13 protein-coding genes and 1 tRNA gene are annotated in these 12,101 nt (G+C 68.9%); 8 read left to right on the plus strand and 6 right to left on the minus strand.

Annotated features, from left to right (window positions below; all coding sequences use genetic code 11):
- On the plus strand, positions 1 to 361 hold a 361-nt coding region (locus WBA11_RS07595; protein ID WP_424520096.1), incomplete at its 5' end, for an NAD(P)/FAD-dependent oxidoreductase.
- Between the two features lie 133 nt (positions 362 to 494).
- Positions 495 to 1,844 (plus strand): serine hydrolase, encoded by a 1,350-nt coding sequence (locus WBA11_RS07600; protein WP_424520097.1) that lies wholly within the window; start codon positions 495 to 497, stop codon positions 1,842 to 1,844.
- 71 nt (positions 1,845 to 1,915) lie between these two features.
- Here the strand turns inward: WBA11_RS07600 and WBA11_RS07605 are convergent, their stop codons facing one another.
- A complete protein-coding gene (locus tag WBA11_RS07605; RefSeq protein ID WP_424520098.1) occupies positions 1,916 to 2,233 on the minus strand; it encodes a hypothetical protein in 318 nt (105 codons plus the stop codon).
- Positions 2,234 to 2,403: 170 nt separating this feature from the next.
- On the opposite strand from WBA11_RS07605, the gene WBA11_RS07610 reads away from it, so the two are divergent.
- Positions 2,404 to 3,342: a DUF5996 family protein gene (locus WBA11_RS07610; protein ID WP_424520099.1), complete on the plus strand. Its 939-nt coding sequence runs from the start codon at positions 2,404 to 2,406 to the stop codon at positions 3,340 to 3,342.
- 254 nt (positions 3,343 to 3,596) lie between these two features.
- Here the strand turns inward: WBA11_RS07610 and WBA11_RS07615 are convergent, their stop codons facing one another.
- Positions 3,597 to 4,283 (minus strand): hypothetical protein, encoded by a 687-nt coding sequence (locus tag WBA11_RS07615; RefSeq protein ID WP_424520100.1) that lies wholly within the window; start codon positions 4,281 to 4,283, stop codon positions 3,597 to 3,599.
- 267 nt (positions 4,284 to 4,550) lie between these two features.
- Between WBA11_RS07615 and WBA11_RS07620 the strand changes: the two genes are divergently transcribed.
- Positions 4,551 to 6,230, plus strand: coding sequence for an FAD-dependent oxidoreductase (locus WBA11_RS07620; protein WP_424520101.1), 1,680 nt, complete (start codon positions 4,551 to 4,553; stop codon positions 6,228 to 6,230).
- A gap of 386 nt (positions 6,231 to 6,616) precedes the next feature.
- On the opposite strand, the gene WBA11_RS07625 is transcribed toward WBA11_RS07620, so the two are convergent.
- Positions 6,617 to 6,705: transfer RNA gene (locus WBA11_RS07625), tRNA-Ser, on the minus strand.
- Positions 6,706 to 6,892: 187 nt separating this feature from the next.
- Between WBA11_RS07625 and WBA11_RS07630 the strand changes: the two genes are divergently transcribed.
- Both WBA11_RS07630 and WBA11_RS07635 read left to right on the plus strand, forming a co-directional pair.
- Complete coding sequence (locus tag WBA11_RS07630) at positions 6,893 to 7,336, plus strand: DM13 domain-containing protein (RefSeq protein WP_424520102.1); 444 nt, start codon at positions 6,893 to 6,895, stop codon at positions 7,334 to 7,336.
- A gap of 57 nt (positions 7,337 to 7,393) precedes the next feature.
- Positions 7,394 to 8,671, plus strand: a complete 1,278-nt coding sequence (locus tag WBA11_RS07635) for a M24 family metallopeptidase (protein WP_424520103.1) — start codon at positions 7,394 to 7,396, stop codon at positions 8,669 to 8,671.
- 299 nt (positions 8,672 to 8,970) lie between these two features.
- Here the strand turns inward: WBA11_RS07635 and WBA11_RS07640 are convergent, their stop codons facing one another.
- Genes WBA11_RS07640 through WBA11_RS07650 form a run of 3 tightly spaced genes read right to left on the minus strand, consistent with a single transcriptional unit; the run spans position 8,971 to position 10,795 of the window.
- A complete protein-coding gene (locus tag WBA11_RS07640) occupies positions 8,971 to 9,423 on the minus strand; it encodes an N-acetyltransferase family protein (protein WP_424520104.1) in 453 nt (150 codons plus the stop codon).
- Positions 9,420 to 10,337, minus strand: coding sequence for an EamA family transporter (locus tag WBA11_RS07645; RefSeq protein WP_424520105.1), 918 nt, complete (start codon positions 10,335 to 10,337; stop codon positions 9,420 to 9,422). The genes WBA11_RS07640 and WBA11_RS07645 overlap by 4 nt, the downstream gene beginning before the upstream one ends.
- Positions 10,334 to 10,795 (minus strand): OsmC family protein, encoded by a 462-nt coding sequence (locus tag WBA11_RS07650; RefSeq protein ID WP_424520106.1) that lies wholly within the window; start codon positions 10,793 to 10,795, stop codon positions 10,334 to 10,336. Before WBA11_RS07650 ends, WBA11_RS07645 begins: the two co-directional genes overlap by 4 nt.
- On the opposite strand from WBA11_RS07650, the gene WBA11_RS07655 reads away from it, so the two are divergent.
- Together WBA11_RS07655 and WBA11_RS07660 are read left to right on the plus strand one after the other, a co-directional pair.
- The gene (locus tag WBA11_RS07655) at positions 10,758 to 11,168 is read left to right on the plus strand and encodes a hypothetical protein (protein ID WP_424520107.1); all 411 of its coding nucleotides are present in this window, start codon (positions 10,758 to 10,760) and stop codon (positions 11,166 to 11,168) included. The two genes, WBA11_RS07650 and WBA11_RS07655, sit on opposite strands and share 38 nt — an antisense overlap.
- Positions 11,169 to 11,193: 25 nt before the next feature.
- Positions 11,194 to 12,101 (plus strand): hypothetical protein (locus WBA11_RS07660; protein WP_424520108.1); only part of this gene is annotated, 908 nt, incomplete at its 3' end.

A 12,101-nucleotide genomic window follows, 5' to 3' on the forward strand; every position in this document is an offset into this window, starting at 1 on the left:
CGTCGCGACGACCCTGCGGGCGGAGCTCCCCACGCGCCTGGCCGACCGCGTCCTCGAGGACGCCGAGGTCCCCGCCGACCGCAACCGGGCCGATCTGCGCATGGACGAGCGGAAACGGCTCCTCACAGCCCTCACCGCGTACCGCTTGCCGTGGACCGGCGACGAGGGCTACAAAAAGGCCGAGGTAACCGGCGGCGGGGTCGGGCTGGGCGAGGTGGACACCCGGACGCTGGAGAGCCGTCGGCAGCCGGGCTTGTTCTTCGCCGGCGAGGTCCTGGACGCGTTCGGGCCGATCGGCGGCTACAACTTCCTGTGGGCCTGGGCGACGGGCCGCGCCGCGGGGCTGGGAGCGGCCGGCTAGCGCGCCCCCGACCTCGAGGACGCGACCTGAGGTCAAGGCGAGTGCGGGTGTAACGAGCGACGATTCGCGATCAAACCGACACAGGTCGTAAGCGACGGGGAGCGAGTCTGCCTATCGAGCTTTCTTCGCGCCGATGCTTCGTCTTCTACTCCCAATCGTCCTTTTCGCGGCCGCCGCTCCTGAGTCTCGGGCTCAAACCACGCCAGACTTTACAGCCGTCGACGCACTGATGGCGGACTCGCTTGCCCAGATCGGAGGCGGCGCAGTCGTCCGCGTTGTTCGCGCGGACACGGTCGTGTTCGAGCGGGCCTACGGGGCGTTCGAGACTGACGAGGTGGTCGACATCGCGTCGGCGACGAAGTGGTTGTCCGGCGCCGTCATCATGAGCCTGGTCGACAGCGGCGACCTCTCTCTCGACAGCCCGCTGTCCGAGTTCTTCCCCGGCTTGACCGGGCCAAAACGCAGCGTCACGATCCGGCAGTTGTTCTCGCTCACCTCCGGCATCGTCTCGCCGATCGGCCGGGACTGCCTCGGAGACGTCACGACGACGCTCGAGGCCTGCGCCGCGGAGGTCCTCGGCCGACCTCTCCGCTACCTACCCGGCTCCGGGTTCTTCTACGGCGGCGGCTCGATGCAGGTCGCCGCTCGCGCCGCCGAAGTCGCGACCGGGCAGGCCTGGACCGACCTGTTCGAAGAACGGATTGCCGAGCCTCTCGGCATGACCGACACCGTCTACAACAGCGAGACGAATCCGCGTGTGGCCGGCGGCATCCGCTCGAGCGCCAGCGACTACACAGCCTTCCTTCAGATGGTGCTCAACGGCGGCGTCCACGACGGCACCCGCGTTCTCTCTCCGTCCGCCGTCGACGCGATGCTGGCCGATCAGACGGGCGGTGTCGAGCGAGGCGCCGTCCCTGTCCTCGAGTCGCCGTACACGAAGTACGCCGGGACGGACCCGGACATCCCGAACGACGCGCTCGGCTACGGGGTCGGCGTGTGGCGCGAGCAGCTGACCGAGTCGGGCGAGCTGCGGCACGCGAGCAGCCTGGGCGCCTTCGGCTTCGGCCCGTGGGTCGACGTCGAGCAGGACCTCGGGGGCGTTCTGCTCACGCTGGACGAGCAGCCGAACGTCTTCCCGACCTACCTCGAGCTAAAGCGCCGCATCGCCGCCGCCCTCGAGGACGCGCCAAACCCCGTTGATGTGGACCCGACCGTCGAGGCCACACTGTCCCTGGGCGCGCCCCTCCCCAACCCGGCTGCCAACGCGACCCAGATCCGGTTCGAGACCGCTCGGTCCGGCCCGGTCTCGCTCGACCTGTTCGACGTCACCGGCCGACACGTCACCACGGTCCTCGACCGCGCCCTCGAGACCGGATTGCACGCCGTCGACCTCGACGCGTCATGGCTTCCGAGCGGCGTGTACGTCGTTCGGCTGAGCGCAGGCGCCCGGCAGGCCTCCACACGACTCACCATCGCTCGGTAGAGCCAAAACGACGCGAGGCCGCGCAGCCTCACAGCCGCGCGACCTCGCCCAGTCCGATCTCGAGGTAGGACCTACTGGTTCTCGGCGTTCTCGCCCAGGTCGATGTTGCTGTCGATGGCGTCCTCAACGTTCTGGGCGCCCTCCTGGATGGCAGCGCCGGCCTCGGCAGCACCCTCGCGGATGTTCTCGCCGGTCCGGTCGAGGCCTTCCTCAGCGTTCATCAGGGCCTCGTCGACATCGGCCTCCGCCTCCTCGTCGAGGCCGATCTCGGTGTCGTAGTCGACGTCGCCGTCGGACTCGACCTCACGTTGCTCTTCGACTTCGCAGCCGGTCAGGCCGATGGCGCCGGCACCGAGAAACAGGGACAGGGTTAGAAAGAAACGGGTCATGCGGGTTGAGTTGGGGGGTGAGAAAAGCGCCGGTTCGACACGCCGCGTGGCCGCCGGATCCCGACCGCTTCGCGAACTCGCCGCGATCGACTCCGAGGCCGACTGCGACCGCATTTCTGGGACCGCCGCCGTCCTCGAGGACGTAGATCTCGGCCCTTGCCCCGACCGCGATGCCCTGGCCCGCCCTGCCCCTCGACGACTGGCAAGACACCCACGACACGGTCTGGCGCTGGCTCCAGATCGTCGGCAAGGTGCGGCTGGCGCACGCGCCGTGGGTCAACCACTCGTGGCACGTCCCGCTCTACGTCTCGGCACGCGGCCTGACGACGTCGCTCGTCCCCCACGCGAGCGGCAGCTTCGAGGTCCGGTTCGACGTCGTCAGCCACGTCCTCGAGGTCGAGACCACGAACGGCCAGCGCCAGGCGTTCGACCTGGAGCCGATGTCGGTCGCCACGTTCTACGAGCGGACGATGAGCGCCCTCGAGGACGTCGGCGTCCCGACAGAGATCTGGCCCATGCCGGTCGAGATTCCCGGCGACGTCTCCCGCTTCCCGAATGACACGGAGCACGCCGCGTACGACCGGGACGCCGTCGGGCGCTACTGGCAGGTCCTGGTCGAGGTCGACCGCGTGCTGGCGCAGTTTCGGGCGCAGTTCGTTGGCAAGGTGAGTCCGGTACACCTGTTCTGGGGGGCCTTCGACCTGGCCGTCACGCGGTTTTCGGGCCGGACGGCGCCGGACCATCCCGGCGGCGCGCCGCACCTGGCGGACTGGGTCATGCGGGAGGCGTACTCGCACGAGGTCTCGAGCGCCGGCTTCTGGCCCGGCGCGGGCGTCGGCGAGCCGTCGTTCTACTCGTACGCCTACCCGGAGCCCGACGGCTACCGCGAGTACCCCGTCTCGCCCGAGGCCGCGCGCTACGACGCGGACCTGGGCGAGTACGTCTTGCCCTACGACGCCGTCCGCACGGCCGACGACCCGGCCGCGACCTTGACGGCGTTCCTCGAGACGACCTATGCCGCGGCCGCCGACCTCGCCGAGTGGGACCGCGCCGCCCTCGAGGTCGGGGGAGGGAAGCATGGTCTCACAAACGGACCGCGATCTGTTTAGCGGTCGGGCCGCGGGCGGAGCCTCGGCCCAAACAACGCGAGCCCAATAAATATGGCGGCACCCATTCCTAGCAGAACGAGTCTCCATCCGTCGGTACCCGTCGTGAGGCGATAGGCGAAGAGGACGGCTGTTCCCAGTGCGAGAACAATGATCAGCAGAAGGTTCGGTCGTGGCATAATCACTTTGTGATATGAGCGCGGGGGCAGGAAACTCCGCCCCCGCGAGGGAATGACGCAGAGAGCTACGCCTGAGACTTAGCAGAACTCAGCTGTACCTACGAGGCCACCCCCAATCGCGCCGATTGTGGCACCGATTGGACCGGCTGCTCCAAATCCGCCCAGCCCGCCGAGGGCCGCTGATCCGAGGATCCCTGCAGCGCAGCGCCATCCTCGAATGCGAGCGTACTCCATCGCAGCGGCGTCCGAGTATCCGTTTTGTTGATCCAGGTAAGCCATCGACTCCTGTACTACGGCGATGTAAGCGAGAGCCATCTCCCGATCACTGCTCGACAGATCGGATCCCTCGGTCTGAGTGTACAGATCTGCGAGCCCGTCCATAAATGCAACAAACGTATCGGACCCATTGATTAGGGACTCTACGTCTTGAGCGACATCAGCAACAGCCTCAGGGACTTCGTCACCGGAGTTAGCCGCGAGCCGAGCGCCTGTCGTGGGCTGACTCTCGAGGGCTGAGGCGTAGAGAGAGTATTCATCAGAAGAAGGACCGAACTGGTCCGCGTAGAACTGACGTGTCCCCGCCAGGATCACTTCGGGACTCTCCACGGGAAGGTCGCGCTCAGCAGCGTAGGAATCTACGGCAGCGAGGTTCGCGCGATAGAATGCGCGGACTTCGACCGCCGTCTGGGGGACGACATCGTCGCCACTCGTAGTCTGAGCCGAGTCACAGCCCGACAGGAGACCGGCGAGGAATACAGAGGACAAAAAGGTGCCGCGAAGGGCACGACTGAACAGAGCGTTCAAGAGGTTATAGGGTTGTGGAAATAAGGGGGCCTGTGCGGCTCTACAATACCCCCCCACATGTATCCAACATGTATCAGCAAAGGACGTTTGGTGAAGTCCTTCTCGACCTCTACTCTCTCCTCTCGCGCCCTCACCAACTACTCAACCCGACCCCGGGGACCACCGAACACGGCCGCCCGGCGTATCGTCACACCGACGCACCTGCCGTCCTCGAGGACGCCCCCCCCGATGGCCGACCGCCCCGACTCGCCCGTCTTGTCCGACGCCCAGATCGACCGCCTCCGCCAAGCCGGGCGCGAGCGAGACGTGACGGCCGGGGAGCTGCTGTTCCAGGAGGGCGAGGCCAGCTACGACTTCTTCGTCGTCCTCGAGGGCGAGGTCGAGGTCTACGCCGACCTCGAGTGCCAGCGCCCGATCACGCCCGAGCCGATCCGCGCCGGGCGGATGCTGGGCGAGATGGGCCTGCTGCTGGGCGAGAGCGTCTACGCGACGGCCCGCGTCGAGGCCGACGGCCGCGTCCTCCAGGTCGAGGCCGACGCGTTCCGCAGCTTGCTCGGCCGCGACACCGGCCTGGCCGAGACCATCCTCGAGGCGTTCGCGCGCCGGCGAGGGCTGGTCAGCGAGGGCGCCTCCGGCTTGACGCTGATCGGCGCCCAGACGGACCCCGACGCCGTCCACCTGGCCGAGTTCGCGCGCCGCAACTACTTGCCCGTCCGCTGGCTCACGCCCGACGACGAGGAGGCACAGTCCGTCCTCGAGGCCGTCGGTCACACCCTCGAGGACGGGCCGGTCGTGGTGTGGGGGACGGAGACCGTCCTGGACAACCCGACGCCGCTCGAGTTGGCGAAGGCGGTCGGGATCGCAGGCGAGATGCCGGACGACGAGACGGCGGACCTGGTCGTGATCGGGGCCGGACCGGCGGGCTTGGCGGCGGCGGTGTACGGCGCGTCCGAAGGCCTCAAGACGGTCGTCGTGGACGAGATGGGGCCGGGCGGGCAGGCGGGCTCGTCCTCGAGGATCGAGAACTACCTCGGCTTCCCATCGGGCCTGAGCGGGACGGACCTGGCAACGCGGGCGACGGTTCAGGCGCGCAAGTTCGGCGCGTGCATGGTCACGCCGCGCCGGGCGACGGGCTTGGGCCGCGACGGCGACGCCTACGTGGTCGCCCTCGGCGACGGCCCGACCCTTCGAGGACGGACCGTCGTGGTGGCGACGGGCGCCAACTACAACCGCCTACCGCTCCCGAACCTGCGCCACTTCGAGGGCGCGGGCATCTACTACGCGGCGACGGAGATGGAGGCGCGCGGGTGCGAGGGCCGGACGGTCATCGTGGTCGGCGGCGGCAACTCGGCGGGACAGGCGGCGATGTTCTTGTCCGAGCGGGCCGCCAAGGTGCTGCTGCTGTTGCGCGGCGACGACCTGGGCAAGAGCATGAGCCGCTACCTCGCGGACCGCATCGAGGCCTCGGAGGTGGTCGAGGTGCGGCATCACACGGAGGCCCGCGAGTTGCACGGCGACGGAACCGAGCACGAGGCGCTCCACGCCGTGACCATCGAGAACAACGAGACGGACGAGTCGGAGCGCGTCGAGACGCCGGCGCTGTTCGTCTTTATCGGCGCGAGCCCGTGCACGGACTGGCTCAAGGGCGACGGCGAGCACCGCCTGGGCGTCGCCCTCGATGCCAAGGGGTTCATCCTGGCCGGCGCCGATGTCCCGGACGACTGCCTGCCCGACGAGTGGGGCGACGACCGACCAGCGACGTTCGAGACGTGCCTCCGCGGCGTGTTCGCGGTTGGAGACGTGCGGTCAGGATCGACGAAGCGTGTGGCGGGCGCGGTGGGCGAGGGCTCGGTTGCGGTCAAGGCCGTCCACACGCGGCTGGCGGCGCCGCGACCGGAGACGGGGTGACTCGTCCTCGAGAAAGAACCTCGAACGTCTTTCGCTACAAACCGATCTTCGAGTACGAACGTGGTCTGCCCGCCCTATCGCCGCACACGTAGGAGAGGGTCTCGTCGGTCAATTCGAGGACGTAGTAGCACCGCGAGTCGCTGCCCCCGAGGACGACAGTGAACGAGAACTCGTCGCTCTCGCGGCCGTCGTCGCAGCCCTCGACGATCTCGACCTGACCTTCGTGGCGCTACTGAACGCCACCACGGCCTGGAGGTCATCGAATCGAACTTATCCCGTACGTGAAGGCCACGCTGGCTCTGCACCCCACGCTCTCGAGGACGAGCGCGGCGCGTCCACAAACCCAATCGCCCCGGCCTCGAGCGATGCTCGGACCGGGGCGCGGGCGGAGAGAGGGGGATTCGAACCCCCGGTGCACCTTTCGGCACACACCGCTTTAGCAAAGCGGCGGTTTCAGCCACTCACCCACCTCTCCGTGGGTCCGAAAACTAGGCGCGGGCGAGGCGGCGGGCAACCGTCCGCGGTGGAACTTCCCGTGATCCACGTCCTCGAGGGCGAGCGAGGCTCGTGCCCGTTTCCCAATGACCTCGGCCTCGAGGACGGGCCTCTCGTGTTTTCCCCGCCGTGAGGACTCGAGCCGGCCGCTTCCCTATCCTGAGCTTATGCGCGTCTTCCTGCTCGGCCTCTCCGCCTGCACGTCCACGCCGACGGACATCCTGATGGACGAGCCGCCGGTGGACGACTCGGCATCGGACCCGAACGCGCCGCCGGCGGCAGGCTTAACGATCGGGGCTCGAGGCCGATTGGCCGGCGTCGACGGGCACCGCGCGACGGGCCAGATCCTGCTCTTCAGCCACCCCGATGGCCGACACTTGGTCCGGTTCGAGGGTGCCGACATTCAGGGCGGACCCGACTTGCACGTCTGGCTCGTCCGTCGTCTCTCGGGCGACTTGGCAGACGGCCACGTCACGTTGGGGCCGCTGCGCAGCACGCGCGGCGACCAGAACTACAGCGCCCCCATCGAGGCCGACCCGTCGCAGTTCCGGGGCCTATCGATCTGGTGCGAGGACTTCAGCGTCAACTTCGGCCAAGGCGCATTGAACTAGCGACCTCGAGGACGGGTCGTGGCGCGGTAGGTTGACGCCTCCGCCCCCCCGACCTCGATGCGTCCTCTCCTCCTCGCCCTCTGCCTAACGACCGTCGCCGCGGCGCAGCCTGCCGACGTGTGGCCCGAGATCCGTGCCGAACGGATCTCCCACTTGCTACCGGACGCGATGGACCGCGCCCAAGTCGACGCCTGGCTAATCCTGTGCCGCGAGAACGACAACGACCCGATGGCGCGGCACGTCGGGTGCGAGAACGCGGGTGGCGAGGCGGCCTTCCTGTTCTTCCGCGTCGAGGACGGCGTCTCTCCCGTGGCCGTCTCGCCGGCCGGAGAAGCGACGGCGCTCGCCGAGCTCGAGGCGCACGACGAAGTCATCGAGATCCCACGCGGATCGACCGTCTGGGCGCCCGTCCTCGAGCTGCTCGAGCGCCACGACCCGACCTCGATCGCAATCAACCGCGGCTCGACGCCGATCTCGGACGGCCTGTCGTCGACGCAGTACGAGCGGATGCAGGCCGGACTCGGCGACTGGATGGAGCGGACCGTGTCGGCAGGGGGCCTGATCTCGGAGTGGCTGTCGGTCAAGACGCCGGCCGAGGTCGAGTTCATGCGCCAGGCCGCCGCTCTCACGGCGCAGTGGCAGGTCGAGGCCTACCTCGAGGCCGTCCCGGGCGTCACGACGGACCGCGACATCGCCGACTTCCTCGAGGCCAAGATGGTCGAGGCCGGCGTCGGAAACGGGTGGGCGCCGGACCAGAACCCGGCCGTCAACTCAGGCCGAGACCGCGGCCACTCGCACCCGACCAACCGCGTCATCCAGCCGGGCGACTTTATCCAGACCGACTTCGGCATCCGGGTCGGGGACATGTGGGTGACGGACATCCAGCGGTTCGCGTACGTGCTGGCACCGGGAGAAACCGAGGCGCCGGCCGACGCGCTCGCCAAGTGGGAGGCGGCCAAACGCGGGAATCGTGCGGCGTTCGCCGCCATGCGACCCGGTGCACGCGGCGTCGACGTGGACCGCGCCCAGCGCGAGGTGATGCGCCAAGCCGGCTCGCTCCCGGTCATGTGGAGCACGGGCCACCCAGTCGGGTACTGGGCGCACGACTCCGGCCCGAGCCTGGGCGGCGGCCAGGAAGGCCGCACACCGTCCGGCCGCCAACTCGACGTGCTCCGCCCCGGCATGACGTTCGCCTTCGACGGCTTCTTTTCGTGGCCCCTCGAGGGCGACGACACCAAGACGATCTCGGTCGAGGAGATGGTCGTGATCACCGACGACGGCGCCGAGTGGCTGACCCCACCGCAGGAAGACCTGATCCTGATCCGCTCGCAGTAGCGCGTCCTCGAGGACGGACCCGCGCTCGGCCTCGAGGGCGATTTCCCATCGTCTGTGGCCCGTCGTCGATCTCACGGTCTTAGCCCCGAGGTCGAGGCTTTGATTTCGACCTCGAGGACGCCGCTTCGAGGCCGGACCATTTCGGAGTCGTCTCACCCCACGTCGCGGCTCTCACGACCGACCTCGAGGGATCAGGTCAGGTCCCCCCTCCTCGAATGAGGAGGAGGACAGGGGCTGGTCGCGCTCCCGTCCTCGAGGTCGCCGACAGACGGCTCATGTGCCAACCGCGTTGACGTCGCCTAACCCTTCAGCGCGAGGGAGTAGCGGAAGACGTCGTCCTCGAGGACGTAGCCCATGTCGTCGTAGAGCGCCTGCGCCGTCACGTTGGTCTTCTCCGTGGCGAGCTCGACGCGGAGCCCGCCGTCCCCGCGAGCGAAGTCGTGGGCGGCCTCCATCAACGCCCGGCCCACGCCTCGTCGCCGCGCCTCCTCCCCCACGAACAGGTCGTTCAGCACCCACACCCGCTGCATCCCGACCGACGAAAAGAACGGGTAGAGTTGCGTGAACCCGACGGCGGCCTCGAGGCCGCGGACCGTTGCCAAAAACAGGACGGACTCGTCGGCCTCGAAGCGGTCCCGCAGGAAGCGACGCGCGCCCTCGAGGTCGGACGGTTGCCGGTAGTACTGGCGGTAGCGGTCGAACAGAGGCGCAGCGGCCTCGAGGTCTGCGATGGTGGCACGGGAGATGTTCATGTCGGGGCGGAGGCGGGGACGGGTTTGGGCTTGCCGGCGGGCCGCGTCATCAGGACGACGGCCGCGACCACGGCAGCGCCCGCCAAGATGACACGCGTGTCGAGGACCTCGTCCGCGAGCCACCAGCCGAGCAGGACGGCGACGACCGGGTTGACGTAGGCGTACGTCGAGACCTTCGCAGGTGTCGAGACATCCAACAACCAAACGTAGGCGCTGTAGGCAATCAGGGACCCGAACACGATGAGGTAGGCGAGGGAAAGCAGGGACTTCGAGGATGCGGCCTCGAGGTCGGGCCGCTCTCCAAAGCCGGCGCCCACCACCAGAAGGAGCGCGCCGCCGACCAGCATCTGCATCGCCACGTTCACGAGAGAGTCTGGCGCGGTCTCGGCCCCACGCTGGTAGATCGACCCCGCCGACCAGCTCAGCGTCGCCCCGACGACCGCGAGCGCTCCGACGATGTCGACGGACTCCGTTCCGAGTTCGTGCGGGCCGATCAGGATCGCGATGCCGGCGATTCCCAGGACCAGCCCGAGTACGACCGGGAGCGTCGGCCTCGAGGACGAACGAACGGCGTCGATCAGCACCATCCACATCGGCAGCGTCGCGACCAGGAGCGCGGCGACGCCGGACGGAATGCGCTGGATGGCCCACGTCGTCGTCCCGATTCCCCCGACCAGCAGGAGCGTCCCGACGATCGCGGCTGTCTTCCAGTGTACCGCGCTCGGCGCCGCGGCGCCGCGAGCCCGGACAACGGCGTAGAGGAGGGCGCCCGCAACGACGAACCGAGTGCCCGCCATCGTGAACGGTGGCAGCGTTTCGATGGCGAACCGGATCGCGAGGTACGTCGACCCCCACACGACGTAGACGGTCGCGAACGCGGTCAGGACGGCGGGCAGGCGGGCGGTGCGTGTCACGACCGCACCGGCTCGATCACGATCTCGCTCGTCACCGACGCCGCGATAAAGCACGACTCGTGCGCGGCGTGGTGCATCGCGTCCTCGGTCTCGAGGGCGGGCGCGTCGCCGTGGTACGTCACGTGGGGTCGGAGCGTCACGCGCGTCATTCGTTGCCGACCGTCCTCGGCCTCGAGGGCGCCCTCCGCCGAGTCTCGATAGTCGTCCACGACGAACCCGCGCCGAGCCGCGATCGACAAAAACCACAGCATGTGGCACGACGAGAGCGACGCCACAAACGCCTCTTCGGGATCTACGGCCGCCGGGTCCGACATCGGGGTGGGCACGACCGACGGCGAAGACGACGCGGCGACCTCGAGGCCGCCGTCGAAGATCCAGCGGTGGGCTCGGCTGTATCGGTGGTCCGAGAACGGCTCGCCGTTGCGGAACCAGGAGACGGTAGCGGAGACGTCGGGCATCGAGGGCGAGCGGAGCGGCAATCTCGCCTGCCGACGCTGCGTCACGGCCCAAATCCTACGCGCCCTCGAGGACGCCGCCGTTCCCGGCCTCGAGGTCGGACCGACGGACGCGGGCCTGCACGTCTGCGTGTGGTTACCGCCCGGCCTCGAGGACGCCGATGTCGCGGCGGCGTGTCGAGTGAGACGCGTCGGAGTGACGGCGCTCTCGTCGCACTACGCGGTGTTCGACTCTGAGCGACACCGGGGCAGGCTGGTCGTGGGCTACGGGCGGGCGGCGGAGGCCAGGATCCTCGAGGTCGTGGGCCGAATCGAAACGGCGTGCGCGGCGCCCAGAAACCGGGTTGCGCTCACACCGGGGAACCCCCTATGCTGACGCCAACTACAGTGCGGCACCGGATATGAGATATGGCTTCCTCCTCGCAGCGCTTGCGCTCGCATCCCCCTCGCTCGCCCAAGGCGGGATGCCAGGGCAGCTCACGTTCGACCCCTCCGCGCCTCAGCCCGGCGCCGTCCTCGCGGTCGAGTACACGCCCGGCTCCATTCTGCCCGACGACGGCGCCCTCGACCTACGCGCGCGGCTGCGCACGCCGGACCGCGCGTGGCCTGACCGCTCGACCGTGACGCGGGCCGTCGCCGTCCTCGAGGCCGGCAGCGACGGCGTCTACCGAGGTCGGTTCGCTCTCCCCGATTCGGTCGCGTTCGCGCTCTTCGCCGTCTCGACCGTGTCCGGCGACGCGGTGGACACCAACCTCGAGGCCGGCTGGCCGCTCCTGACGTACGGACCGGACGGCCTGCCGACCGTGGCCGCGTACTCCGAAAGGGTGGACGACCTGGGCCGCCGGGACTTCCGGACGGGCGCCCGCGTCGCTCGCGCGTTTACCGAGGACCATCCGGCCCGCGTCGAGGCGTGGTCCTCCCTCTCGTTCTACGAGAGCGTGGCGCCGACAGGCGCGCTCGACTCTCTCGCCCTGTCGTCCCGCATCGCCCAGCTCGACCAACAGCTCTCGAGAGAGGCGACTCCCGACCTCGAGGACGCCTACGCGCTCACGTGGCTGGCCGGGTTGGGAACGGACGTCTCGACGCGCTGGGCCAGCTGGCTCATCGAGAACGCCCCGGCGTTTCCCGGCTCCGTTCGTCACCGCGTGTACCGCGTGCTCGACGAGCGCGGCCAGGAACCCACCGCCGACCGACTCGCGGCGCTCGACGCGATCTACCTCGACGTCGGAGCTGTCGACGACGCGCTTATGGACGTGGGCCTCGGAACGGCCATCGAGGCCGGCGATCACGGGGCCGCGATCGCGTGGGC

This window comes from Rubrivirga sp., from assembly GCF_049648075.1.
Lineage (GTDB): Bacteria > Bacteroidota > Rhodothermia > Rhodothermales > Rubricoccaceae > Rubrivirga.

Coding starts and splice junctions, on each gene's coding strand:
- WBA11_RS07600 (WP_424520097.1), top strand. CDS start 495: ATGCTTCGTCTTCTACTCCCAATCGTCCTTTTCGCGGCCGCCGCTCCT.
- WBA11_RS07605 (WP_424520098.1), bottom strand. CDS start 2,233: ATGACCCGTTTCTTTCTAACCCTGTCCCTGTTTCTCGGTGCCGGCGCC.
- WBA11_RS07610 (WP_424520099.1), top strand. CDS start 2,404: ATGCCCTGGCCCGCCCTGCCCCTCGACGACTGGCAAGACACCCACGAC.
- WBA11_RS07620 (WP_424520101.1), top strand. CDS start 4,551: ATGGCCGACCGCCCCGACTCGCCCGTCTTGTCCGACGCCCAGATCGAC.
- WBA11_RS07630 (WP_424520102.1), top strand. CDS start 6,893: ATGCGCGTCTTCCTGCTCGGCCTCTCCGCCTGCACGTCCACGCCGACG.
- WBA11_RS07635 (WP_424520103.1), top strand. CDS start 7,394: ATGCGTCCTCTCCTCCTCGCCCTCTGCCTAACGACCGTCGCCGCGGCG.
- WBA11_RS07640 (WP_424520104.1), bottom strand. CDS start 9,423: ATGAACATCTCCCGTGCCACCATCGCAGACCTCGAGGCCGCTGCGCCT.
- WBA11_RS07650 (WP_424520106.1), bottom strand. CDS start 10,795: ATGCCCGACGTCTCCGCTACCGTCTCCTGGTTCCGCAACGGCGAGCCG.